The organism is Planktothricoides raciborskii GIHE-MW2, from assembly GCF_040564635.1.
Lineage (GTDB): Bacteria > Cyanobacteriota > Cyanobacteriia > Cyanobacteriales > Laspinemataceae > Planktothricoides > Planktothricoides raciborskii.
The window spans coordinates 1,936,267-1,961,279 of the sequence record NZ_CP159837.1 but is presented as its reverse complement, the minus strand read 5'-3'; the positions used below and the strand labels follow the sequence as shown (position 1 = coordinate 1,961,279).

Genomic DNA, 25,013 nt, shown 5'->3' with positions numbered 1-25,013 from the left:
TTCGATCTGGAAACGCACTTTTCAGCTATTCTGCGTAGACGGCGCTGCTTCTTGCTCGATTGGTTGACGTTCCGAAATCATTTTTAAGGAGCGGCTAACACTTTCGGGAAAAATTACTACGAGACTGCCTTTGGGCGCTTGATCCAAGGCCGTGTTAATGGCTTTGGTTTCATCCAGGATGGTTTCATACCGAGCTTTGGTGCTGACTTGCTCGATGCCTGCCATAATACAGCGGGCGGTATCCCCCCGTGGGCGACCTCGGTTATCGTTGTCTTCTTTAACGATAATCCAGTCAAAGATTTCCGCTGAGAGTTTACCGAGTTCGATCAAGTCTTCATCGCGGCGATCGCCTGGACCCCCGATGACCCCAATCCGTTCCCCTGGCCAATTGCGGACAAACTCACCCACCGCTTGATAGCCAGCGGGATTATGGGCATAGTCAATCAGGGCATGATAATCGCCCAAATTAAACAAATTCATCCGACCGGGGGTTTGTTTACTGGAGGCTTCAAAGGTGGCCAAACCAGCGCGAATGGCTTCTATTTCCACCCCATGAGCAAAGGCTGCCAAACAAGCCGCCAACGCATTGGCAATCATAAACGGCGCCCGACCACCCATTGTCAGGGGCACATTTACCGCCTCTTCAAGGCGAATTGTCCAATCCCCATTCAGAATTGACAGATAGCCGTTCTCATACAATGCGCCTAAACCGCCAGCCCGGGTGTGGCTCCGCAGTAGCTCATTGTCTGGATTCATCGAGAAATAAGCGACCTGGGCTTTGATCTGGCGAGCCATTGCTGCCACCAGGGGATCGTCGGCATTCAGGACTGCATAACCGGAAGCAATAACGGTTTCTGCCAGCACCGCCTTGACTTTGGCCATTTCTTCGATGGTATTGATATCGCCCAATCCCAAATGGTCAGCGGAGACATTCAGAATCACCCCCACTTCGCAAGCGTCAAAGGCTAATCCAGAGCGGAGAATCCCGCCACGGGCTGTTTCTAACACCGCCACTTCTACGGTGGGGTCGCGGAGAATCAGTTCGGCACTTTGGGGGCCGGTATTGTCCCCAGCTTCCAGGAGATAATCGCCGATATAAGTGCCATCGGTGGTGGTGTAGCCGACCACAGACCCGGTTTGCTTGACGATATGAGCCAGCAATCGCGTGGTGGTGGTTTTGCCGTTTGTCCCCGTCACCGCTAAAATCGGCACGCGGCTGGGAGTGCCTGGGGGAAATAGCATATCCATCACCGCTGCGGCTACATTTCGCGGCAGACCCTCACTGGGGCAAACGTGCATCCGAAATCCTGGGGCGGCATTGACTTCGACGATCACCGCATCGTTTTCTCCCATGGGCTTGCTGATATCTGGTGTCACTAGATCAATGCCACAAATATCTAGGCCAATCAGTCGAGAAACTCGTTCGGCAATCCAGACATTTTCCGGATGAATTTCATCGGTGCGATCGATCGCAATTCCCCCCGTGCTCAGGTTCGCCGTAGCCCGTAAATAGCAAATTTCGCCTTTGTCTAACACCGTGTCTAGGCGACAGCCTTGGCGTTCCAGGAGAATTTCACTGTTTCGGTCAACGGTAATGCGGGTGAGCACGTTATCATGGCCGACGCCTCGGCGGGGATCCTGATTGGTTCGCTCGATCAGTTCTTGAATCGTTGACGACCCATCTCCTACCACATGGGCGGGCACCCGTTCGGCGACCGCAACCAGTTTCCCGTTGATCACTAAGAGGCGATGGTCTCGACCCGTGTAGTAGCGTTCGATAATCACTGATTTCGTTTTTGACGCATTGCTGGCCGCATCGTAGGCTTCTTCCGCCTCCTCCCAGGACTTGACATTAATACTAATCCCCCGTCCGTGATTGCCGTCTAGGGGTTTGAGGACGATAGGATAGCCTCCGACTTCATCGATCGCGTCTTCCAGTTCATCTAGGTAATGGATCACCGTTCCTCTGGGGACGGGAATAGCCGCATCCCGGAGAATTCTTTTGGTGCCTTCTTTATCACAGGCGAGTTCTACCCCCAGAATGCTACTAAAATCCGTCAGGGTAGCTTGAATCCGTTTTTGGTAGACGCCATATCCTAACTGGATCATCGCCCTAGCACTTAAGGGCATCCAGGGAATCCCTCTATAGTGGGCTTCTTTCACAAGTGCTTCTGTACTTGGCCCCAGGGAAGCTTTCTCATAGATTTCTTTCAGGTCTTGTAAATCCTGTTCCAGTTCTGAGGCGGGATACTTGCCGGTATCCACGATACTCCGACACATCCGAACGGCGGCTCTGGCGGCATACCGACCGGCTTGTTCGTCGATGTATTCAAAGACGACTTGGTAGATACCAGGAGTAGAAGTCTCGCGAGTTCGACCAAAGCCAACATTCATTCCGGCTAGTTCTTGCAGTTCCAGGGCAATGTGTTCGATCACATGACCCATATAGGTGCCCTCTTTGACTCGGCTGAGAAATCCACCGCGACAGCCAGGAGAGCAGTAGTGTTCGATTAAACTGGGGAGAGTCTCAGTCAGTCCGTCATAAAAGCCAGGAATTTCTGAACTTGGTTTGTCTGCCAAGTCCTCTAAATCAAGACGCATGAGAATAAGTTTGTGGCGTCTAATACTCCAATAGTTCGGACCACGTAATGTTTGGATTTTAAGTATTTTCATCGCTGTCCCAGAGGGTGATGCGCTTTTTTGAGCAAGCGAAAGCTTGGCTGTAATCGAGTGTGGGGTGTTTTTGAGTTGCATAACTGTTCACTAGGAACATTTATCTCTGATTGGGAGATAAACCACTAGGGCTGGGGAAAGCTATGTCCCCAAACAGCCCAAGGGAGTTATTTTTTTATCCGTCCTATGATCGTTGAATCACTTCTCTTGTAGCTATATTGAAGCGATCGCCGTGGCAAAGGATATGCACCCGTAGGTTATACAAACTCAGAGGATCATTCGGTCCGATATGACCCTCATTGGTGTATAACGCTGGGCCTGGATCGATGATTGTCACCGTGCCTTTGCCCATAATTTCGACGATGCCATCAGCTTCAAACATGGCACAAGTATCTTCATCAATGCCTACGCCGATGCGGTTGGGATGAGAGGCGATCGCACTCAATAAGCGAGCCATCCGATTTCGGTTCTGAAAGTGTTGATCCACAATCACTTCAGGAATAATTCCTAAGCCGGTGGCCATATCCACCAAAGAACGATTAGGAGATTCTCCGGAACCCCCACCAGCGATCATGTGATGACCCATGACTGCTGCTCCGGCACTGGTCCCCGCGAGGACAATGCTACCCTCTCGTACTTTCATCCGCAACTTTTCCATTAACGGTGTATCCGCCACCAAAGCACAAAGCCTCAGTTGATCCCCGCCGGTCATAAACACCCCTGTAGATTGTTCCAGGTACTCTTGCCAACGAGGATCTTCCCCTTCAGTGCGTTCGCGGATATCGAGCACCTCTATGCGTTGCGCCCCCATATCCTGAAAGATTTCCCGGTAGCGACTACCGATTGCTTCTGGTTCTCTGGATGCACAGGGAATAATTGCCAGCTTTGCCTCTGTACCGCCTGAACGCATAAAAAATGTATGCAAGATTTCTCGGCCATGAACCTTGTCTTCTGCCCCCCCAATCACCATGACCGTGTTTTTAAGTGGTGGGGGCATTTTTTGTGTAAGGGAGTTTAATTCTAACTGCTGCATGGATGATACTGCTATTGGCCTTTTCAATTGCTCTTCGGTTACAGAACCCCGAAATTTTTTTACGAGGAAAGATTGTTTTCGTGATTTCCAGTGGCTCACCGTAATGTCTGTTTGGAGTCCGGATCAATGGAACCCACAGATGCGATTCGCGGTAGCGATCCGCCTTTGGCGGAATCGAGATATTTCCACTCCAAGATTGGCCTGTTCAAAATATAATAGGGGCGCGAGAATGATTAATAACTCTACCTATTCAGGTCAAACAAAGGGATATCTGAATCAAAGCCCGGTTTACGCTTTATTAGTGGGATGAAAATCATACAATAAAACGTGACGCTTTACCGAAACTCTCATCTTACCGAAACTATCATCGGGGCGGTTGACTAGAATGGCGCGAATGGGTTTCGCAGGCGATCGGACAGAAGAATTAAACCCCACACGGGACTCTAGCTGTTCAGAATTCTCAGCCCTGTTCAACCACTCTTATGGGCGCCATGACTCGCCGAAACGAAATCAAGATTTTCCGCGAGCATATTTTTACCGAACGGTAAATCCCCTCACTATCATTGATTTTGTTCCGATACTCAGTTGGAGTTAGCCGATTGATTTCAGCACTCTTGCAGACACTTTGCCATTGTGCGGCTCCTCTAATTGCTCCAGAACTATATAATTAGCTTAAGCGTTTACAATCCCGTCCCGGTGGCATTTACCGAAAATCCACTCGCTGAAATTTCAGCAGGTACTCTGGCTTATTTCCGGCGTTTTCCCAGCCATTGAACTGGCCAAAAAACAGTTGGTGACGGGTGCATAGCGCTTTTTCAATAATTTTAGGAGTAACTTTGAGGGTATTTTACCACCAAGTGCGCCGATCAATCGTCACATCAAGCACAGAATCTTCAATTCTTAACTTTGGCTTCAATTTTTAAGTTTCTCTGAATTTGAAATCAGGAAAGCCATCGGTTCTGAAATCACTCATGTAGCATTCTTTCCCCAAATTCTTTCGGCCTCAACATGAAGATTCGTTAACTTGGTCAACAATGACTGATAAACTTTCGCCGTGACCATGAGTGATGACTTCCTGACTCTAGGACTACCTTTCGGCAGTTTTTTAGAGTTATCAAAGGAATACCATTTACAAAAATTCATCCAACAACCTTTAACATTCTTCGGGTGGGCAGGCATATTTTACCCACCCTACCATATATGATGCTTGAATTCCTGCCCACCCTACAATATAAATACTTACTGTTGCATAATTTTTTGTAAATGGTAGAAGTTGCCTCTGGGAAACAGAGGAGAATCTTCAGAGGTTTCCTAGGTCAGGGCAATTCCCAGACCCTATCTGGCGATCGCGCCTGGGAATGTTTACCATCAGTCTGCCAAAAATTTGATTCATCGGGTGAGTTAAGCATTGCTGGCGAATCCGATCCGTCCTGGTTGACTGCCGATGGTAATTCAGGCAATTAGTGACAATTATTCATGTCCCTGAACCGATACCGCACCGGGCGATCGCGTAGTAACCTTTAGCCAAAATCAATCTCATCGGGATGATATTCTTGAGCAGAAATAAGCTGCCAATTAGCATTTCCGATTAACTTCAATACTAATTGATGGTACTGAACTAAAGTAGGTCGGTGACCCACACTGATAAAAGTGGTATTTTTTTGTTTGAGTAGATGATAAAGACGTTTCTCGTTTTCGACATCCAAAGCACTGGTTGATTCATCTAAAATTGCATAGGGAGGTTGAGCAATCAGTAACCGAGCAAATGCTAATCTCTGTTGCTCTCCCAAGGATAAAACATCGGGCCAGTTTAATTCAGCATTAAAGCCCCCAACTCTTTCGGTTAAATCGGCCAGGTTGACTTTTTCCAGGGCTTCTTGCAGTTGGGTATCGCTCACTATCTTATCCGTTTTCGGATATAACAACTGACTGCGGAGATCGCCGATAACCATGTAAGGAAGTTGAGGTAAAAACAAAGTTTCTTCTGGTTTTGGTCGCATAATACATCCCGTTCCAGAATTCCATAACCCGGCGATTGATCGCATTAACGAACTTTTCCCAACTCCCGAATGTCCCACCACTAATAAGCCTTGACCCGGTGGAACTTCCACGGATAAATCTGTCACCAAGGTTCTTTGGTAATCAGGAGTTTGTAACGTAACATTTTTGAGATTTATACAATTTTTTTCTACTGTTTTAATCGTTGGGAATTCCGACTGTTCGAGTTTCGGTGGCTTCGAGAGCACCTCGACCAAGGTGCCTAAACGATCTACTTCTGCTTTATAGTCAGTTAGGCGATCGAATTGGTCTACAATCAGTGACAAAGAGCCATAAATTGACATAAAAGCTCCAGATGCTTGAGTAATCTCACCAAATTCTATTTCCCCAGCAAAGAATCGGGGAGCCAAAAATACTATCGGTAAATTACTGACGAAAAATCCGGAAGTTCTGGTAAATAAGTTTAAATTTCTTTTGACCCCGATTAGCTGATAAAAATTTTTGACTACATAGACAAATCTTTGACTAATCTTATTATATTCGTACTCCTCACCGTGATAGAAGGCGATCGACTCGCTATGATCTCTCGTATGCACCAGCCCATAACGAAAATCCGCCTCTAATTGCAACTCTCTAAATTTAAGAAAACTGAATTTTTTGCCAATTATTAAAGTAATTACTGTGCGGGCGATCGCAATGATAATTGCTAATTTGGCTAAAAATATATCTAAAGTCAACAAAATTGTCACAAAAGCGCCAATTTCTAAAATTTCTCCAACTATTAATCCAATAATGTCAATGGTTAAGCGAATCAGATTATTCACATCTTGAGAAATTCGTTGATCGGGGTTGTCAATTGTATGCTCGGATTGTATTTTGTAATAATTTTGTTGAGCAAAATATTTTTTCAAAATATCATTAGTCAGCCATTTTCGCCAGTTTATTTGCAGTAAATCTTGGGTATATTGCCAAAATACCATGAAAACAGCCAACGTCGTAAAGACCGCGAAAACCTTTAAACAGGCTTGAGGAAACTCTAAAGAGTTTTTGTCCGCCACCGCAGTCATTAAGTCTCTCATTGCATAGCTGTTCACCACGGACAAGCCTCTAAATCCTAACATCAAAATCATCATTAGGCTAAAAATTCGCCATGCTTGCCATTTTTTCTCCGACATAAAATAAGGTAAAACAATATTAGCTAATTCTTGGAAAAATTTTTTAATTTTATTCATTGCTTTGAAACCTAAATCATCAATCAATTAACATAAAAAATAGCGATTATACTCTTATTGCTTAAACCCTATATAAATAAAAAAAATTAAAAAAATAGTCTTTGATAATCGCATTTTAAGGTAACCATATAAGCCGATCGCCAGGAATAGGCAACCAATTGAAAAAAAATCAAGATTATCTGTTATTTAAGCAACAATCCGATATATAATAGAAGATGATTCAAGTGAAACAGCGATCGATCTGTCGCGTTAGCCGATATGTTTTAGCCTTTAACCTCCTAATGTGAAATCTATTTTAATCAAATAGCCTATTGGTCAGTAGATCGAATGAATCCTTAAATATTTCTGCACAAGATTTCTGCACAAGTCAGACAGATAATAGCTATTCTCTGGCGATCGGAAAATTTACAACTCAGTAACCACCATGACCTATTGTCTTCATCCTCAGTGTCAACGTCCCGAAAATCCCCCTGATACCAAATTTTGTTTAAATTGCGGATCCCCGTTATTACTCAAAGAGCGATATCGTGCCATTAAACTCATTGGTGCGGGAGGTTTTGGTCGTACATTCTTAGGTGTCGATGAAGATCGACTGAAAACCCCATGTGCGATTAAACAGTTTTTTCCCCAAACACAAAACTCAGCCGCTTTATCCAAAGCCACGGAACTGTTTAACCGGGAAGCGGTACAACTGCTGAAATTGGGAGAACATCCACAAATTCCTACGTTGTATGCCTACTTTGAACAAGACAAACGTCTTTATCTTATACAAGAATTTATTGATGGCGGCAATTTATGGCAGGAATTGCAGCAGCAAGGGGCTTTCAGCGAGGCCAAAATTTGGCAGCTATTGCGGGAGTTGTTGCCCGTGCTGCAATTTATCCATGAAAATGGGGTGATTCACCGCGATATTAAGCCAGAAAATATTTTAAGACGGCAGTTACGACACCAGACCCCTACCAGCGTTTCCGCTGCTGGGCAGTTGAGGGAAGCTTTGGTGCTGGTGGATTTTGGGGTAGCCAAGCAAGGCACTCAGAGTGAATTGGCTGAAAGCGGCACGATTACTGGCACCCAAGGTTATGCCCCCTTAGAACAAATTTGGCGGGGACAAGTTTATCCCGCAAGTGATTTATATAGTTTGGCGGTGACTTGCGTTCATTTGTTGACCGCAGTTCCCCCGCATGAGTTATTTAATCCACAGGCAGGGGAATGGATTTGGTGGCAAGTTCTCAGACAAAAAGGGGGTTCGGTGAGCGATGAGTTAAGGCAAATTTTAGATAAGATGCTGGCAGAAGCGGTGAAAGACCGATATCAGTCGGCGGCGGCGGTGCTGCAAGCGGTGGACGGTGGTTATAGTCAAACCATGACTCAGGTTAGTTTGCCGGTGACACAGCCACCTATTCCTCCAGGGACAGCGATAGTACACCGGCACGGCTTCGCGATCGCTTATCCCCAACATCCCCAGCCAAAACAACAACAGGGTTCACCACAGCCGGATGAAATCTCGAAATTGCTAGAGACGGTGAAAAGTGAGTTGAGTCAGACCCAGCCCAAGCAACCGGCATCTCCCCCAAGTCCTTCCCCAACGGCGAAATCACCTCAGTCAACCCCAAAATCTCCGGCTTTTGATCCCATTCAGGCAGAGTTGGAGGCGATGAAGGCGGAGTTTGGAGAAAAAAGTTAGTTATTGGTTATTAGTTATTGGTTATTAGTTATTTGTTGTTTGTTGTTGGTTGGTGGTTGTTTGTTAGGGAACAGGGAACAGGGAACAGGGAACAGTGGCGCGGGGGCGCGGGGGCGCGGAGGCGCGGGGGCGCGGAGGAGATAATTTTCTCCTCTGCTCCTCTGCTCCTCTGCTCCTCATCTCCTCTGCTCCTCATCTCCTCTACTCCTCTCCTCTGCGTTCCCCGTTCCCTGATAAATGTTCCCCGTTCCCCAACAAACAAACAACAAACAACTAACAACCAACAACAAAGAACAATCAACAAAGAACAAAATATATGATTTATTGCCTAAATCCCCAGTGTCCCAATCCAGAGAATTATGATGAGGTTAAATTTTGCCTCAGTTGTGGTGCTTCGGTGCAACTGAAAGAGCGTTATCGAGCGATTAAATTGTTGGGAGAGGGGGGATTTGGCCGGACTTTTTTGGCGCAAGATTCTATGAGGTTAAATGCGCCTTGTGTGATTAAACAATTTTTGCCTTTGCCTCAAGTTCAGCATAATGTGGGGTTGTTGAAAAAGGCTCAGGAAATGTTTACTCAGGAGGCTCGGCAGTTGTTGAGTCTGGGGAGTAATCGGCAGGTGCCGACGTTGTTTGCTGATTTTGAGGAGGCAGGCCGCTTATATTTGGTGCAGGAGTTTATTGAGGGGGATAATTTATTAGCAGAGTTGCATCAAAATGGGGCTTTTTCGGTGAATAAAGTTGAGAATGTTTTACGAGAAATTTTGGTTATTTTACAAGATATTCATCAAAAAAATATTATTCACCGGGATATTAAGCCAGAAAATATTATGCGGCGGCAGGATGGCAGTTTGGTGTTAATTGATTTTGGGGTGGCGAAGCAATTAACTGGGAGTATGTTAATTAAAACGGGGACAAAAATTGGTACGGAAGGATATGCGCCGATTGAACAATTACGCGGGGGTAAGGCTTATCCCGCGAGCGATCTTTATAGTTTGGCGGTGACTTGTGTTCATTTGCTGACGGGTGAACTTCCCGACGATCTTTACGATCCGATGTATGGTCGTTGGTTGTGGAAGGAAGCGTTAGAAAAACAAGGGAGAATGATTCCCGATCGCCTGCAAAAAGTTTTGGATAAGATGCTGCAAGAATGGGTGAGCGATCGCTATCAATCCGCAGCAGAGGCGATCGCGGACTTAGGTGGATCGATTGCGGCGCCGAAATCTATACCCCAGTCGGCGATCGCCGGGAAATTGTCCCAAAACTGGAAATGTGAGCATACCCTGACCGGACACGATCACTATGCGATCGGGGTAGCGATTAGTCCTGATAGTCAAACTTTAGTCAGTTGCAGCTACGATAAAACCATTAAACTTTGGCATCTGGACAATGGCCATTTGTTAGGGACTCTGACAGGTCATCAGCGGTGGGTCAGCGCGATCGCCATTAGTCCCAATGGCCAAATTCTCGCCAGCGCGAGTTTAGACAATACCATTAAACTATGGCGTCTCGGCAGCGGTGAACTTTTACGCGAAATTTCCACCCCTTCAGGATATATCCTTAGTTTGGCCTTTAGTCTGGACGGCAAAATCCTGGCCGGAGGCAGTTTTGACAGTACGATCCAACTCTGGGATCCTCAACGGGGGACACGGCTCGGTTTCCTGACCGGCCATAGCGGGTATGTTGAATCGATCGCTTTTAGTCCCGATGGTGCGACTCTGGCTAGTGGTGGAGGCTATGATGACCACACCATTAAACTTTGGGATATTCCTAGTATGACCCTGAAAACTACCTTTTGGGGACATGAAGCTTCGGTGCGTTCTGTGGCAATTAGTCCCGATGGGACTAAACTGATTAGTGGCAGTGAAGATAAAACGATCAAAATTTGGGAAATTGCTACGGAAAAGTTGGTCTATAATTTGGCTAATCAGTCAAGCTGGGTGCAGGCGATCGCCATTAATCCCAATGGCCAGATTTTTGCCAGTGGCGATCGAAATAGCACCATTAAACTTTGGTCGGTTTACCAGGGCAAAGAGTTATGCTCACTCCTATGGCATTCCGGCCCGATTACATCCCTGGCATTTAGTCCTGATGGGACTCGACTCGTCAGCAGTAGTTGGGATAAGACGATTAAGATTTGGCTTTCCTGAATTCATTTAGGAGATTAATTATTTTTCTCAGCCAAAAAATATAGAAAACTGAATTCGGCCAGTTATCTGCTGCCAAACTTGCCTGCTCAAATTTAGGCTGAAAATTTAGGCGAACAATTAACCGACGGTAAAAAATGATCGGCAAAATCCTGGCGCAGAACTATGATAATACAAGTCTCCTGAACGGTGGTGTTTATGAGTTATTGCTTTAATCCAGTTTGTCCAAACCCTCAAAATTTAGATGAAAGCCATTGTTTAGCCTGCGGTTCACTGCTACTCCTCCATAACCGTTATCGCGGCATCTCAATTTTGGGGAGAGGAGGATGTCGGAGAACTTTTTTAGGGGTTGATGAACGCGATCGGGAAAACCAGTTTGTTGTCATTAAACAAGTGATGATCCAAGACAGTTTAACCTTCGGAATTCAACCAAGCGACAACTATTTGAACAAAGCGATAGATCTTTTTTTTAAGGAAGCTGAAGCGTTACAAAGTTTGGGCAATCAACCTCAACTTCCTGCCGTAATAGATTACTTTGAAGAGCGGAAACAACTCTATCTGGTGCAAGAATTTATTGAAGGAGAAAACTTACTAGAAGAATTAAAAGAAGAGGGAGTTTTTAAAATAAAAAAAATTGAAAAATTGTTAAAAGAATTATTGCCGGTACTGAAGGTAATCCATGATAATCAGGTGATTCACGGCAATATCAAACCAGAAAATATTTTGCGCCGCAGTACATCTGAACCCAATCGGGATCGCGGTGAAGCTAGAGAAGGTGAATTGGTGCTGATTGATTTTGCCCTTTCTCCCGAATTGGTGAGTATGGGTTTGGTGAATACCGGAGTGGCCAAGTTAACCAATGAATATGCACCCCTTGAGCAGGTGCGTTGTGGCACGGTATATCCGGCCAGCGATCTGTATAGTTTGGGCGTTACTTGTATGCGACTGCTGACGGATGCGCCGATCAATGAGCTTTATGATTTTCTTAAAGGCGGGTGGCGTTGGTCAGAGGCGATCGAGCAAATTAAAACCGGATTAAGTGAAGAATTAACGATCGTCCTGGAAAAACTCTTACAAGAAGGGCTAAACGATCGCTATCAAACTGCTGAACAAGCCTTGGCAGACCTCTTGGGCGCGGTGCCGCCGCACCATCTCACGGTACTCGAAGAACCGGAACTTCAGGCAAATCAATCAGAATCGGTGGATACCCTCAAGGGTCATACTGGCTGGGTTTGGTCTGTCAGTTTTAGTCCTGATGGCAAGTATATTGCCAGTGGCAGCACTGATCACAAAATTATTTTATGGGATGTGGCAACCCGTGCCGCCGTTGGCACCATGATGGGTCATTCGGATATCGTTTTATCCGCAGTTTTTAATCCTGAAGGCACGATCTTAGCCAGTGGTTCGCGGGATAAAAAAATCGTCCTGTGGGATGTGGCCTCTTGTCAACCCATTCGCACCCTGGGGGGCTGGTTTTCTGGCCATTCAGAATTAGTCAATTCCGTTGCTTTTAGTTCTGATGGTCAAAGTCTGGTCAGTGGAGGTTGGGATAGTAAAGTGATTTTATGGGATGTGACAACGGGTAAGCCGCGTCATATTCTCAAAGGTCATTCCGGTTGGGTTTATTCGGTAGCCATTAGTCCTGATGACTCAATTGTCGCCAGTGGTTCTCGGGATCAGACGATTATTCTGTGGAATGCAAATACTGGTAAACCAATTCGTACCCTGGATAGCGATTTTGGTTTGGTGAATGTGGTGGCTTTTAGTCCCGATGGCCAAACTTTAGCCGCTGGCGGTTTTCAACCTAACAATATTATCCTCTGGGATGTGGAAACGGGTGAACAAATTTGCTGTTTTACCGGCCATACAGAACGGGTGAATGCGGTGGCTTTTAGTCCTGATGGCAAGACTTTGGCCAGTGGTTCCCGGGATGAGACGATTATACTTTGGGATCTGAATATCGGAAAACGCAAGCAGACCTTAACGGGTCATACAGAGCGAGTTTTTTCGGTGGCTTTCAGTCCCGATGGTCAATTACTGGCTAGTGGCGCGGGAGACGATAGCATTAAAATTTGGCATACCTAGGCATCCGGGACAACCACCGCCATTGGATTGGGGGCAACCACCGCCATTGGATGGGGGCAACCACCGCCTACGGAAAAGCCCCTACTATTATGGATATTGGGTAGGGATTCTTTCAATGAGGTTGCTGAATGTTTATACCCATCGGCTTTGAGCAACATAGTGTGGTGACATCCCTCGGCACTATGGTTTATTACACTGAGGCTGAGGAACTGTGGCGTAGATCGACGGAGAATGAGGGTGAACCGTCCTCAAACGATTCAGCCACTTCAGCATCTTTCCCAGGCTCCAGCCTGGGAACGTTGCCAACTTTGGTTTTTTTGCACGGGTTTGGTGGCGGGTCATCGGCTTATGAGTGGTCTAAAGTTTACCCCGCTTTTGCGGCAGATTATCGGATTTTGGCTCCGGATCTGATTGGTTGGGGGCGTTCCGACCATCCCGAAAGGAATTATCAGGTTGACGATTATATTCAGACGATTATTGAGTTTCTGGAAAAAACTGGCGATCGCCCCACAACGGTGATTGCTTCGTCGCTGACCGCTGCTATAACTATTCGGGCAGCGATCGCTCGTCCAGAATTATTTAAATCGCTAATTCTCACCACTCCTTCGGGACTGTCTGACTTTGGCGAAGACTATCGAAATAACTTTTTTGCCCAAATCGTCAAAACTCCCATTCTCGATCGCTTCTTCTACAATGTGGGCATTACCAACCCATCGGGGATTCGTCGCTTCTTGGAAATTCGCCAATTTGCCAATCCCAGCCGCATTTATGAAGAAATCATCGCCGCCTATTTAGAGTCGGCTAAACAACCCAACGGCGAATATGCCGCCCTTTCATTTGTCCGAGGGGATCTGTGTTTTGACTTATCCCTTTATATGGGGGATCTGACTATACCCACGGCAATTATTTGGGGTCGCCAGTCTCAATTTACCAGTCCAGAAATCGGCCAACGGTTAGCCAAACTTAACCCCACTGCGGTTAAGGTATTTCAACAGTTGGACGACGTAGGTTTAACCCCACAATTAGAATTACCGGGGTTAACCATTGGGTTGATTCGCAAGTTTCTGAAACTATTTTCTGCGGCAGAGAATCCAGCGTAATTCCAGAGGAGATTTAAAATCCCGATCTTTGAGCGGAAAGAGATTTTCTCCCTCACACCATTTAATGAACCAGCCAGTCGGGGGCCATGCTTCGATTGGCTGGTGTTTTTTTTCGTACTCTACAACTGATTCATCGGCAAGGATTTCTAGAGGTAATTGCGTGATCGCTTCTGCCAAATCCTGACGAGTAAATAAACAAGACCAATTCACTTGGGACAACTGACGGGCTACCTCATTCGGCTCATAATCGTCCACTGTTAAAAACATACTAAAAAGTAACAAACCCCCGGACTGGAGACAATCGGCCATTCTTGCTAACAAAAGCCGCAATTGTTCCACGTTTTTAAAATGGGAAGCGACCACTTCCGCTAAAACCACTAAACGATAATGCGCGGGTCGCAGTTTGACTTCTCTGGGAGCGAGAATATCTCCCAGAAAAACCCGCACCGGCAATCCTAACTCCTGGGCTTGGGATTTCATTTGCTGGACAAATTCCGGGGTTAACTCCACCGCATCTACGGGATAACCTGCTTGGGCTAAAGGAATAGTATTGCGTCCGGTTCCTGCCCCCACATCCAACACTGGCACCTGACTAGGTTCCCCTAAAGCAGCCGCTACAGCCATCAGTTTGGCATCGGGATGAGTGCCAAACAAAGGCGGTTCTCGATTGTCCAACCATTTTTGATACTGTTGGGCAATTGTCCCGACTTGAATTTTGATGTCAAAGCGTAAACCATCTCCTGGTGGTTCTACAGGTTCATACTGAAAGAACAAAGTAGAGTGAACCGAGGCATCAAATCCTTCTTGTAATTTCAGGGCTAAGTTGCGAGGAATTTCGCTAACCGCTTCAGAGTCAACTTTAGCGCCAATGGATTGAAAGATTCCGGCAATGCGATCGAGGCAATTATGCAGCATTCCTGGGACACAGGGCATCGTCACTTGTCCACGGGCGACAAATCGTTCTTGCAATTCTCGCCAAACCGCTTCTTTGAGCATGGGTTTTTGTCTCGGTTGCGGCAATTCTGGGGCGGGAATTTCTGAGGGAATTTCTGAGGAATTTTCTGAGGAAATTTCTGATAAGTTCGCGTCAAACATTCGTTAATTACCTTGATTTGTTATTGGTTGAAAAGTTGTTTCAGAAACCGGGTTTCGTGGTTTCATAAACCCGGTTTCTTCAAGAAACCGGGTTTCTTGCAGACAAATCGGGTTTCTAAGTTCGCTGACAAAGAATCCAGCGAAGTTCTATGGGAGGTCGATTTAAGGCTTTCCAAAAAGCATCCCGCCCCGTTGCCCAGTCACAATACCAGCCCGTAGGAGGCCATGCTTCGATGGGTAAATGTTGATGTTCGTAGTCAAAAGCCGATTCATCAGAAATCATTTTTAATGGCAGTTTGTCCATTGCCCAAGCGAGTTCGGCATAAGTAAAAATAGTAGAGATTTCTGATTGAGCAATTTCTCGGTCGAATTGCTTCGGTTCATAGTCACCGATGGGCAAAAAAGAGTTAAAGAGTAATAAGCCTCCGGGGGCTAGTAAGTCAGACATTTTTGCTATTATTTGTCTGAGGTCATTGGCAGTTCTTAAGTGACAAATTACTTCAGAAATTAAGATTATTTGATAATTGGCCGGTCGGAGTTTTACTTGTCGAGAGTCCAGGACATTTCCTTTAATGACTCGTACAGGTAAGTTGGATTTTTCCGCCGTTTGTTGAATTTGTTCTGCAAATTCTGGGGTTAATTCTACGGCATCGACAGGATAGCCTAGGTTGGCTAAAGGGATTGTATTTCTGCCGGTTCCTGCCCCAATATCTAATACTTTGATTTGTTGGGGTGGTTGATTCATGGCAGCAGCGATCGCCATTAATTTGGCATCGGGATGAGTGCCAAAAAAAGGCGGTTTGCGGTTTTTTAACCAATCCTGGTATTGAGCAACTACTGAGTAGTTCATTAACCCAATATTAAAAGTTATTCCTCGCTCTGGTTCTAATATGCTTTCGTATTTAATTCTAATCCGAGAGTGGGGAGATTCTTGAAATCCTTGGTTAATTTTGGCGAGAATTTGTTGATAGAATTCTTTAATTTTTTCGGAAGTGGGTTTAATGCCAAAAGCGTTAAATAGGGCATTAACTCTTTGGAAATAGTAATGCTTCATGCTGGGAATGCAAGGCATGATTAACTCACCGCGCAGCAAAAATTTATTGGTCAGTTCGGTGACAATTTGCTCCCGAATTACGGCGGATACGGTGCGGTTTGATTTTTTCGCTCCTTGGCCGTTGACAATCGTTAGTTTGGGGGTGGAAATGGTTTGAGCAATCATATAACCAGTATTAAATTCGACGACAAACAAGCCAACGTAATTCTATGAAGGGTTTTTCATCGGTTTGGGCAAAGAGTTCCCACCCGGCAGCCCAGTTGGTGAAGCGATCGCACGGGGGCCAAATTTCCTCTGGTCGATGGTGTTGTTCGTACTCTAGGACGGATTCATCGGTGATTAACTCTAGGGGCAGGTCTGCCATTGCTTCGGAGAGTTCTTGCCTGGTGAAGATGGGACACCACTGGAGTTGGGCGATTTGGCGAATGCCCGGATCCGGTTGATAGTCGTCAGCAGCGAGGAATAGGCTAAAAAGTAATAAGCCGTTCGTTTGCAGGCTATCGCACATTTTTACTAGGAATAGTCGCAGGCGATCGCTGTCATAACAATGGGCAGCCACAATTTCCGGGGCGATCGCCAATCGATAATAATTTGGTTCCATTCTGACTAACGGATCGCAAATATCCCCTGGAGTCACCGTCACCGCTTTTCCTTGGGCGTTGATTTCTAAGTGGCGGAGAAATTCTGGGGCTAACTCCACCGCATCCACAGGAAAACCCTGGGCCGCTAAAGCAAAAGTATTGCGCCCATTGGCTGCCCCCACATCTAATATTGGTGCTTCTGCGGGGTTGCCCAATTCTGCGGCTAATGCCATCACCTTGGCATCGGCATATTGACCGAATAAAGGCGGATTTTGGCTTTCGACCCAATCTTTATATTCATCCTCAAAAGAGGCAACTTTCACGGAAATATCAAAAGTTAATCCTTCTTGTTTGCCTTCGGCGGGTTTGTAGTGCAGCAGTAGTCTGGCATGAGGGGAAATTTGAAAACCTTCGTGGAGTTTTCGCGCTACAATTTGACTCAACCGTTGCAGTTGTTCTTCATTAAATTCGCTACCCAGGGCATCAAAAATTCCTAGAATTCGCTTCATCTGGGAAGAATGCAGTACGGGAACGCAAGGCATTAACATTTCTCCCCCAGCAGCAACGGAGCGATTAAAGGCATCCATTAGTAGAGAATTCAGCACATCTGGATCGGTAATTACAGGTCGCTCTTTGGTGGGGTTTAGGGGTTGTGAAGATGTCATAGGATCTGTCTATTTGTACTTGAATTATTGCAGTGTTTCTGTGGTTATTTGTTTAATGGTGCAAGTGCGATTAATTTTTTGAATCTAATATAATATGGATTCTGGGATGATTTTTTTCGGTTCACAATTAGACTTTAGTCTAATCCACCCCTGCTGCCCAAATCTTCTATCATTGATTCCATCTAATTTTTCTGATTTCCCTGGGGTTAATCAACCTTCACAAAACGAAATCCAACTTAGTGTAAAACCGAGAAAAATATGCCAAGTCACTCTCGCAGCAAGAAAAAGAACACGGATCCGGTATTTGTCCCCCAAATACAAACCCAGTTGCAGTCAAGTTCCTGGGTTCAGTCAGCGGAAACTATGAATCCAGACTTAGAAGTGCCAGAGTTGCAAATGGAACCAGAACCCCGCGAAGGTTTTGGGCAAGGTTTTGGCCATCGTTTAGGGAATATTTCTATTTCAGCGCCCGCTACACCGCCTGAGTCACCAGGTTTGCCAACGATCCAAATGAAAGGTGACGCTCCCAATATTCAATGCAAGCTGACTCCAGAGCAGGTTAAACACGCTAACCGAATTCGTAAAGCCAGAGGCTTGCCACTTTTGCCTGTCGAACAAGCAGGGAAACTAAATAATATTGAAGAAGCGATCGGGCATTCCACTGCGAATCAGCCCCCAGCGAATCAGCCCCCAGCGAATCAGCCCCCAGCGAATCAGTCGGTTGCCAATCAACCAGTTGCCAGTCAGTCGGTTGCCAGTCAGCCTACAGAGGAACAAAATATTCCTGAGAATCAACAGTCACCGGAAATTTTATTAAATAATGGAAAGCTGAGTCTTCAGGAATTGAAGGATTTTTTGCAATCAACGACTCTCGGTGCCATTGCTTCATTGAATCCCCAATCTGAGACAATTCGTAATATTTTAAAATATCCTTTGGGACAAAGTTGGCATACTGCCAAACATGAATTAGCAGAGGGAGATGAAAAAGCTAAAGCGCTCATGCGTAAAATCTGGGAATTTCGTAAATGGCATCATAGAAACATTCTGGAAAGGGCAAAAACGAGAGTTAACCAACTCACCACAGATGAAAATGGATTAAAAAACTGGTCAGCAGCCGGAAGCGAAACTTTAACTTCTGATATTGACGTGAATTTGAAAGGAACAGAAACGGAACTCGCTGTCAAAATTTTTAATGAAGAGTTTAAAAAAGACGGTTGGGATTATGAATCAGGAGTTGTTTATGATGTGAATGTTTATGCTTTAGACTTTATGCATACATTTGGGGGAGTTGAGGTGGACGGTCATCAACTGACCCAGAAAGAAGGAAAACGACAAAATCAAATTCAAGGCGGTTTTAAAGAATCAATCTTATCTCAACAAGATAAGGAGCAACAGGATGAATGGTCTTTGGTTAAAGTTAGATTATATATCTCTAATCCTGTGCAGTGGGAAGAGTATGCGGAAGCCGCCGGTCTTTCCAAGAAGAAAAAAGAAAGCATAGAAGCTAAATATCAGAACTATGTTAAAGAGATTTCTGAGGAAATGTCTAAACAAGCGAATATCTCCGTAGATGCGGCTGAACAGAGTGAAGATGATATGGCGAGTGGGATTACTGGTTTGAACAGTACAGCCGAGAAATTAATCCATCAGCAATTGGGAGGAAAATCGTCTAGTGGTGAAGTATTAGCGGAAAATTTACTGATGGGATCGAGCAACCGAGTTTATGAGAGAAAATTGCAAGAAGTATCCCAGTTACGCAAGGAGCTAAAAGATGCGATCGCTCGTTATAATAATATGGTTGAACAGGGGGATAATGGTGGAACAGCTTTCGGTGGCGTGACGGGGCTGGAAATGCTCAATGGTTATATAGAAGTCAAATTAAAAGCCCTGCGAAAACTCGTTTCTGAATCGGCACTTTTTTCCAATGAAGCTTATGTAACTGATGCCGCAGTTTATCATGCAGTGGTTGGACTTCAAGGGGGAAATGCCATTGAACAAAGCAAAGCAGAATCGATGCAAGCCGTTACGGAAAATATGGGAGATGCCCTAAAAGAAATTAGCCGTCATAATGATACTCTTGGCGAAGCGGCTTTTAAATCGGCGAAGTATATTTGGCGGATGGCAGATGCCGCTAAAAATATGGGATTTAGTACGATTTCAGGAGTCAATGATTTGTATGAAGTGGGTTATAGTATTGCCAATGAAATTAAAGGACAGGGAAACGTTGATGAAAAACAGGCTAGTGAAGCTAAGATGAATACAATTGGCATTACCACAGGCAGTCAATTAGTGGCGAAGGTTCTCACAGTAGGGACGGCAGTTCGTCGTCAATATACTCAGCTTACAAAAGAGCAGCAAACTTCCTTAAGTCAACCAACTCCTTCGGGTAAGAAAACTAAAAATACCAATTGAACGAGAAACGGGGTTTTTGATCCTACAAAAAAACAAGAAACCGGGTTTCTCTTGTTATTCGAGAAACCCGGTTTCTGTGCCTCCAACCCGGTTGGTTAAACAATAATCCGTACAAATTGCATCCAAAGGTTTGTCCCAAGGATCGATGGGTAATTCCGGTAGTCGGGCAAATTCAAAGACAATGCCAATGGTGGGTTTGTGACTCCATTTTGGGTCATTGAATAGGCGATCGTAAAAGCCACCACCATATCCTAAGCGGTATCCTCGCAAGTCGCAAGCTACGGCGGGAACGAGGATTAAATCAACCATTTCCGGTGATAAAATTGGGGCATTAGCTAATGGTTCTGGGATGCCGAATGCCCCTTTTTCTAAAGGTTCTCCCGGTTGCCAAGAATGCCAAACTAAGGATTGATCAACACAGCGAGGAAATCCCCATTGTTTATTTGAATTATCCTCTGAGTTAAATAGAGGGCTGAGGTCAGGTTCTTGGCGAAAACTAAAGTAGGCTAAAATGGTTTGGGCTTGCTGAAACATTGAGGCAGCTTTGAGATGATGACAGAGGCGATCGCTCTTCAGTTTCCATTCTGCCTCAGACAGGGATTTGCGCTGTTGTAAGCATAACTTGCGTAATGCCTTTTTATCCATTTTTCCCCTTTATTGCCCGGAGTTAGCCCCGGAATTATTGCTACCGGGCAACGTTCCTTTAGGCTGTTTACTTTCCAACATTTGTTGTTTCATCGCCGCTAATTCATTATCGATATTATTAGATTCTAGGGCAGAAAATTGCTTTTCTAAATCATCAGATCCCAGGGAGGCGATCGCCTCTGAACGCGCTTCTAATTGCATCACCTTTTCTTCCATCCGTTCAAAGGCTGACATAGCGCTGCTAGTGTTTAAACTACCTAGCATTTCTGATAGTTTTTCCGACGCTTGTGCCGAACGAGCACGGGCAATATATAAGTCTTTTTTCGTCTTCGCTTCTGCGATTTTACTTTCCAACCCGCGCATATTATTTTTTAATTGAGCCACAATCTCTTGTTGACTGTCAATTTGACCCTTTAGGGAATTGGCAGTTTGCTGATAAGATTGCCGTCTGGTTAACGCTTCTTTAGCTAAGTGTTCATCCCCTTTTTGCAACGCTAATTGTGCCCGTTTGTACCATTCATCGGCAGTAGATTTCGCTTGCTCATATTGTCGTTCAGTACGTTTTTGGGTGGCGATCGCCTGGGCAACTGCTTGGCGAACTTGGATCAAGTCCGTCTGCATATCCATCACCGCTTGTTCCAGAATTTTTTCTGGGTCTTCTGCCTTACTAACTAAACTATTAATTTGGCTGCGAATTACTCGCATGATTCGCTCAAATAATCCCATTTTTCTAACTCCTGTTATTTTATTTGTTCTTTGTTGTTGGTTGTTAGTTATTGGTTATTTGACAGCTTAACGAGTAACCAATAACTAATAACCAATAACCGCACACAATTCCCTACGGTTGTTGATAAACTTGAGCAGCAAATCCTTGTTCCTTGAGATACTGCACCATGTTTTGAGCGGAAGCTGTATCTTCAAATGCGGCCATTTGCACTTTTACCCCGTTAGGAAATTCTCGCAGATATGCATCGGGAATTACTTGCCGTGCCAGATATAAACTGTCTTCATTTTGATAATCAATCACCACATAAAAGAATAAGGGAAATGATTGAGTACCCACGCTTGGTTCCGGTAATTTTTCTGGGGTTTTGGTAGCTGGATTTTGGCTTGTTGCGGCGGCGGTTGGAGAACTTGCCCCTGTTTTGGCTTCAGGAGAATTATTGGCTACATTGGCGTTATTAGAATTGGCGTTATTAGAATTGGCGTTATTAGAATTGGCGTTATTAGAATTGGCGTTATTAGAATTAGTCGCCCTGGCGTTGGGCAAATTATCTTGCACTGATTGAGGCAAGATGGCGGTATTTAGATTTTCCAAACTGGGATAATTTTGATCGGGAACCGCAGGGGTGGTGGTGGTGTTTGGATTGGGATTCGGCGATGGAGAAATCGGCACTGTTGGCAATGATTGCTCTGGAATCGTTGGCGGATTTGTTTCAGAATTACGGCTAAGAGTACCTAATGTGTCTAAGTCTAAAGACACAAATTCTTTATCCGCTAAATTGGGCGATCGCGGTACTTCCGGTAATGGAGTTTGAGTTGGAGATGATGCCGATGATGCAGAATTTTCCGCCGTGACCACAGGCTTGCGATCGCCAAATCTGCCACTAATGACCGATGCTACAGTTCCTAAAGTCAGGACAAATAGCAAGGTGACACCAACACTTAAAGGACTGAGTAAACTTTTCAGAGAACGGCGGCGCAGTCTTCGGTTTCTCAATTGGGTTGGCAAGTGGGTTGGCAAGTTGTTGGGCGTAGAATCTTCCAAACTACCGAGTAGCTGTTCCGATGATTCTAAATAATCATTAGAATCATTAGATTGTGATATCGGATTCTGGGAATCCTGGGAATCACTGTCCGCTAAATTAGCATTCGATGATAAAGGATCGCGATCGCCAATGTTGGGTCGGTTGGCAGAAAGCGAGGCTTCTAATTTCTCAGGCAAAACCGCTTCCGGGGAAAACGGAGATAACCCAGAGGAAAAAGGATTTGACTGATTCGGTTCTCTGAACTCCGAGGCGATCGCCTCTGACGGACTTTGTGCCACCGCTGGTGTGGTGGAGGTTTCTCTCAACCCTGGTATCGTAAACAATTCCAGATTGTTTGGCGCTGTTGACCGATGACGATAACCAGAAGGCTGAGGCGCCTCTGCCTCGATCCGTTTTTTTCGGCGGTATCGAGCCAATTCATCATCAAGCTGCACATCTAAGCTACCCAAAACCGCTTGCAACTGAGGATTTAATTGATCCGCTTGACGGTTAAGTTTTTTCAGGTTGTCCACGGAGGTTTGTTGATTCATCAGACAGATTCCTTAAATTTGCGCGATCTTTGTATAATTTTATTGTGCGATCTTACCTAGGGAGAACGCTTAAGGGAGCAAAATTTGAATAATGTGCTTTTAGGGCAAGTTGGCTGGTTTATTATCGCCAGTTTTTATGGGTGAGTTGTTGCTTTGATCGTGCATCCGCTATTTGAGGACTATATCATTTTAGATTTTCCGATGCTGTTTTCACCCGATCGACCTTGAACTCTTGGGATCGTCTATGGTTTGAGTGGGGGTCTGGGTGGGTCGATCTTGTTGATCGCCCTTGACCAGGACTATATCCTCGGAGGCGATCGCCAACCATTGCCCCCAGAGGATGTGATGCAGATCACTATTTAGCCCTAGATACCATCACAGCAATTATTTGCACCAGGTTACATAATGAAAATGCAGCAGCTACTCAATAACTCTCCGAGGCGATCGCTGTGCTACCGGCTTCCGGCTTCTGGGCGACTAAATTGGCGTGATACCTCTTAAAGCTACACGACGTAAAAAGCTGCTATTTTCAAAGCGTGTTTGCGATCCGCTTAATAAGCTTATCGCCAAGCATCCAGGAGCATGACTAAGTAATTATGATAATTAGACTGGAGATTGTCTATGCTAATTCTTAACGAACAGGAAGTAATATATTGTCAAGTCGTTCGCCCTGGCCGAGGCAAATTTGGTAAACTTTCTGGATTGGCCTATAATAACCGACTTTTTTGTAAAATTGAATCCTATCCCATCACTGAATATAAATCCGCCGTAAATCGAGCCAGAGAACTGTTTGATGAAGAGCAACAACAGGTCATTTTTTTACTGGTCGAAGAAGCTAATGCTTATACGATCTGGCGACACGATCAACAATTGGTTTCTCTAAAAAATTTTAACGCCAGCAAAGATTTTCATCCTCCCATAGACTTTCTAGAGTTATTAGATAAAATTTGTGAAACAAGTTCACCAGCAAAAAACCGAGTTTATGAAATAAAAATCAAAAAATTATCTGGTTAAAAATATCTCGTTATTATTTACTAGATTATTGTTACTAGATTCTTGGTTTTTAACGCTGCCTTAAAAAACAGAAGATAATTAATTTTACAGCTAAAATTAAAGCCAAAATCAGTCTTATTAACTTTGTGTACTCTGTGCCTCTGTGGTTCCAATTGGTTCTAGTTAATATTCAACCCAAAAATATTTACCACAAAGACACGAAGGACACAGAGGAATAACTTATCAGAAATTATCAGAGACTAGAGAAGTACCTCCTCGTCAATGAACAATATGAACAGCGAACAATGAACAATTGTCCATTGTTCGCTGCCTACTGCTGTTCTAACCAAACTTCTAAGTCCGATAAACTTTCAAACTCTAAAATTTCCTCAGTTAGATTTTCCAAATTCCCCAAAGGTAAGTTTTCAATTTTGTTACTGACGGTAGCGGGAATTTCTCCAAACCGCTTTTGCAGTAACCGCATTAATAGGGCGATCGCTTGTTTGATTCGTCCTTGTTGTTCCCCTTGTTCTGCCGCATAAGCAAGTCGTCCCCGTTCATCTTGTAACATGATCCCTCGGCGATCGACCGCTGCCAACTCGTCTACGGTCATATTCGCTTGGTTAGCCAAATTTAGAGCAAAATTTATCTCTGACACTGCCCCCAAACTTTCCGGTATCTCATCTAAACTGGCGGCTTTTTTCAAAAAATAAAGCCACTTATCGCTCAAAGTCTGTAACTCCTCAAGCGTTTGATGGAATTTCGGCAACTCCACAAAGACTAACTGCAATTGATCGTCCAGCAGCTTGAATTTTTTGGTCACTTCCTGAAAAACAAACTTGTTGATCGTATCGGTGGTTTCTTTAAAAAGAATAAAGTCGGTAATTGTCACCGCGATCGCAGGATTGAGCAGAGGATAATCTTCCCCGGTGACTAACTGATTGCTGTAGGCTTTAGCTAGGTTATAAGCCACCCGTTTGTTAAAAGCAGTCATCGCAGCCACTTGCATTTCAATTACTACAATTGACCCGTCAGCTAAAACCGCCTTGATATCCAAAAACGTATCTTTTAAGGTAAGTACCTGACCGGGGTTATAGGGGTTAACAATAGTCAAAGATTGAATTACTTTCTCCCCATCATAGACGATCGCATTGAGAAAGCTGATTAAAATTTCCTTGCTTTGTTCTGAACCAAAGATTTTTTTAAAGGCGTAATCGACCTTGGGATTAATAAATCTCATAATTTCCTCCCGATTTTGCCTGTGCGTGGCTATTCTTATTTTAGCTTAATTTTAGCATAAAGCTTTGGCTTTTTTCAC

The 25,013-nt window shown here is 44.8% G+C and carries 17 protein-coding genes; 7 read left to right on the top strand and 10 right to left on the bottom strand.

Annotated features, from left to right (window positions below; translation table 11 throughout):
- Positions 1-21: 21 nt before the first annotated feature.
- Positions 22-2,673: a cyanophycin synthetase gene (gene cphA / locus ABWT76_RS08240; RefSeq protein ID WP_054464542.1), complete on the bottom strand. Its 2,652-nt coding sequence runs from the start codon at positions 2,671-2,673 to the stop codon at positions 22-24.
- A 184-nt stretch (positions 2,674-2,857) separates the two neighbouring features.
- Positions 2,858-3,706, bottom strand: coding sequence for a cyanophycinase (locus ABWT76_RS08235; protein ID WP_054464541.1), 849 nt, complete (start codon positions 3,704-3,706; stop codon positions 2,858-2,860).
- 1,263 nt (positions 3,707-4,969) lie between these two features.
- On the opposite strand from ABWT76_RS08235, the gene ABWT76_RS08230 reads away from it, so the two are divergent.
- The gene (locus tag ABWT76_RS08230) at positions 4,970-5,170 is read left to right on the top strand and encodes a hypothetical protein (RefSeq protein WP_156331479.1); all 201 of its coding nucleotides are present in this window, start codon (positions 4,970-4,972) and stop codon (positions 5,168-5,170) included.
- Positions 5,171-5,226: 56 nt separating this feature from the next.
- Here ABWT76_RS08230 and ABWT76_RS08225 read toward each other — a convergent pair whose 3' ends face one another.
- The gene (locus ABWT76_RS08225; protein WP_354635921.1) at positions 5,227-6,936 is read right to left on the bottom strand and encodes an ABC transporter ATP-binding protein/permease; all 1,710 of its coding nucleotides are present in this window, start codon (positions 6,934-6,936) and stop codon (positions 5,227-5,229) included.
- A 424-nt stretch (positions 6,937-7,360) separates the two neighbouring features.
- Between ABWT76_RS08225 and ABWT76_RS08220 the strand changes: the two genes are divergently transcribed.
- From ABWT76_RS08220 to ABWT76_RS08205, 4 genes are all read left to right on the top strand, one after another.
- Complete coding sequence (locus tag ABWT76_RS08220) at positions 7,361-8,620, top strand: serine/threonine-protein kinase (RefSeq protein WP_054464538.1); 1,260 nt, start codon at positions 7,361-7,363, stop codon at positions 8,618-8,620.
- Positions 8,621-8,936: 316 nt separating this feature from the next.
- Positions 8,937-10,769 carry a serine/threonine-protein kinase gene (locus ABWT76_RS08215; RefSeq protein WP_054464537.1) on the top strand — a complete coding sequence of 611 codons (1,833 nt, stop codon included), beginning with the start codon at positions 8,937-8,939 and terminating at the stop codon, positions 10,767-10,769.
- A 195-nt stretch (positions 10,770-10,964) separates the two neighbouring features.
- Entirely contained in the window at positions 10,965-12,851 is a 1,887-nt protein-coding gene (locus ABWT76_RS08210; RefSeq protein ID WP_054464536.1) for a WD40 repeat domain-containing serine/threonine-protein kinase, read from the top strand.
- Positions 12,852-12,979: 128 nt separating this feature from the next.
- Positions 12,980-13,951 carry an alpha/beta fold hydrolase gene (locus ABWT76_RS08205; RefSeq protein WP_054464535.1) on the top strand — a complete coding sequence of 324 codons (972 nt, stop codon included), beginning with the start codon at positions 12,980-12,982 and terminating at the stop codon, positions 13,949-13,951.
- Here the strand turns inward: ABWT76_RS08205 and ABWT76_RS08200 are convergent.
- From ABWT76_RS08200 to ABWT76_RS08190, 3 genes are all read right to left on the bottom strand, one after another.
- Entirely contained in the window at positions 13,922-15,046 is a 1,125-nt protein-coding gene (locus ABWT76_RS08200; protein WP_242049669.1) for a bifunctional 2-polyprenyl-6-hydroxyphenol methylase/3-demethylubiquinol 3-O-methyltransferase UbiG, read from the bottom strand. The two genes, ABWT76_RS08205 and ABWT76_RS08200, sit on opposite strands and share 30 nt — an antisense overlap.
- Before the next feature lie 115 nt (positions 15,047-15,161).
- Entirely contained in the window at positions 15,162-16,265 is a 1,104-nt protein-coding gene (locus ABWT76_RS08195) for a class I SAM-dependent methyltransferase (RefSeq protein ID WP_354635920.1), read from the bottom strand.
- 10 nt (positions 16,266-16,275) lie between these two features.
- The gene (locus tag ABWT76_RS08190; RefSeq protein ID WP_354635919.1) at positions 16,276-17,346 is read right to left on the bottom strand and encodes a class I SAM-dependent methyltransferase; all 1,071 of its coding nucleotides are present in this window, start codon (positions 17,344-17,346) and stop codon (positions 16,276-16,278) included.
- A gap of 258 nt (positions 17,347-17,604) precedes the next feature.
- Here ABWT76_RS08190 and ABWT76_RS08185 point away from each other — a divergent pair, with 258 nt between their 5' ends.
- Positions 17,605-19,758 carry a hypothetical protein gene (locus tag ABWT76_RS08185; protein ID WP_054464532.1) on the top strand — a complete coding sequence of 718 codons (2,154 nt, stop codon included), beginning with the start codon at positions 17,605-17,607 and terminating at the stop codon, positions 19,756-19,758.
- Between the two features lie 54 nt (positions 19,759-19,812).
- Here ABWT76_RS08185 and ABWT76_RS08180 read toward each other — a convergent pair whose 3' ends face one another.
- The 3 genes from ABWT76_RS08180 to ABWT76_RS08170 all read right to left on the bottom strand — a co-directional run bounded on the left by ABWT76_RS08180 (position 19,813) and on the right by ABWT76_RS08170 (position 22,702).
- Positions 19,813-20,403 carry a 5-formyltetrahydrofolate cyclo-ligase gene (locus tag ABWT76_RS08180; protein WP_354635918.1) on the bottom strand — a complete coding sequence of 197 codons (591 nt, stop codon included), beginning with the start codon at positions 20,401-20,403 and terminating at the stop codon, positions 19,813-19,815.
- A 9-nt stretch (positions 20,404-20,412) separates the two neighbouring features.
- Entirely contained in the window at positions 20,413-21,129 is a 717-nt protein-coding gene (locus ABWT76_RS08175; RefSeq protein WP_054464530.1) for a PspA/IM30 family protein, read from the bottom strand.
- A 112-nt stretch (positions 21,130-21,241) separates the two neighbouring features.
- Positions 21,242-22,702, bottom strand: coding sequence for a hypothetical protein (locus ABWT76_RS08170; RefSeq protein WP_054464529.1), 1,461 nt, complete (start codon positions 22,700-22,702; stop codon positions 21,242-21,244).
- Between the two features lie 621 nt (positions 22,703-23,323).
- Between ABWT76_RS08170 and ABWT76_RS08165 the strand changes: the two genes are divergently transcribed.
- Entirely contained in the window at positions 23,324-23,716 is a 393-nt protein-coding gene (locus tag ABWT76_RS08165) for a hypothetical protein (protein WP_054464528.1), read from the top strand.
- A 310-nt stretch (positions 23,717-24,026) separates the two neighbouring features.
- On the opposite strand, the gene ABWT76_RS08160 is transcribed toward ABWT76_RS08165, so the two are convergent.
- Positions 24,027-24,935 carry an Rpn family recombination-promoting nuclease/putative transposase gene (locus ABWT76_RS08160; RefSeq protein WP_054464527.1) on the bottom strand — a complete coding sequence of 303 codons (909 nt, stop codon included), beginning with the start codon at positions 24,933-24,935 and terminating at the stop codon, positions 24,027-24,029.
- Positions 24,936-25,013: the final 78 nt, after the last annotated feature.

What these genes read in the sequence shown, in the direction of transcription:
- ABWT76_RS08200 (WP_242049669.1), bottom strand. Translation starts at nt 15,046, where the DNA reads ATGTTTGACGCGAACTTATCAGAAATTTCCTCAGAAAATTCCTCAGAA.
- cphA (WP_054464542.1), bottom strand. Translation starts at nt 2,673, where the DNA reads ATGAAAATACTTAAAATCCAAACATTACGTGGTCCGAACTATTGGAGT.
- ABWT76_RS08230 (WP_156331479.1), top strand. Translation starts at nt 4,970, where the DNA reads ATGGTAGAAGTTGCCTCTGGGAAACAGAGGAGAATCTTCAGAGGTTTC.
- ABWT76_RS08225 (WP_354635921.1), bottom strand. Translation starts at nt 6,936, where the DNA reads ATGAATAAAATTAAAAAATTTTTCCAAGAATTAGCTAATATTGTTTTA.
- ABWT76_RS08185 (WP_054464532.1), top strand. Translation starts at nt 17,605, where the DNA reads ATGCCAAGTCACTCTCGCAGCAAGAAAAAGAACACGGATCCGGTATTT.
- ABWT76_RS08205 (WP_054464535.1), top strand. Translation starts at nt 12,980, where the DNA reads ATGTTTATACCCATCGGCTTTGAGCAACATAGTGTGGTGACATCCCTC.
- ABWT76_RS08210 (WP_054464536.1), top strand. Translation starts at nt 10,965, where the DNA reads ATGAGTTATTGCTTTAATCCAGTTTGTCCAAACCCTCAAAATTTAGAT.
- ABWT76_RS08175 (WP_054464530.1), bottom strand. Translation starts at nt 21,129, where the DNA reads ATGGGATTATTTGAGCGAATCATGCGAGTAATTCGCAGCCAAATTAAT.
- ABWT76_RS08180 (WP_354635918.1), bottom strand. Translation starts at nt 20,403, where the DNA reads ATGGATAAAAAGGCATTACGCAAGTTATGCTTACAACAGCGCAAATCC.
- ABWT76_RS08215 (WP_054464537.1), top strand. Translation starts at nt 8,937, where the DNA reads ATGATTTATTGCCTAAATCCCCAGTGTCCCAATCCAGAGAATTATGAT.
- ABWT76_RS08170 (WP_054464529.1), bottom strand. Translation starts at nt 22,702, where the DNA reads ATGAATCAACAAACCTCCGTGGACAACCTGAAAAAACTTAACCGTCAA.
- ABWT76_RS08190 (WP_354635919.1), bottom strand. Translation starts at nt 17,346, where the DNA reads ATGACATCTTCACAACCCCTAAACCCCACCAAAGAGCGACCTGTAATT.
- ABWT76_RS08195 (WP_354635920.1), bottom strand. Translation starts at nt 16,265, where the DNA reads ATGATTGCTCAAACCATTTCCACCCCCAAACTAACGATTGTCAACGGC.
- ABWT76_RS08160 (WP_054464527.1), bottom strand. Translation starts at nt 24,935, where the DNA reads ATGAGATTTATTAATCCCAAGGTCGATTACGCCTTTAAAAAAATCTTT.
- ABWT76_RS08235 (WP_054464541.1), bottom strand. Translation starts at nt 3,706, where the DNA reads ATGCAGCAGTTAGAATTAAACTCCCTTACACAAAAAATGCCCCCACCA.
- ABWT76_RS08165 (WP_054464528.1), top strand. Translation starts at nt 23,324, where the DNA reads ATGCTAATTCTTAACGAACAGGAAGTAATATATTGTCAAGTCGTTCGC.
- ABWT76_RS08220 (WP_054464538.1), top strand. Translation starts at nt 7,361, where the DNA reads ATGACCTATTGTCTTCATCCTCAGTGTCAACGTCCCGAAAATCCCCCT.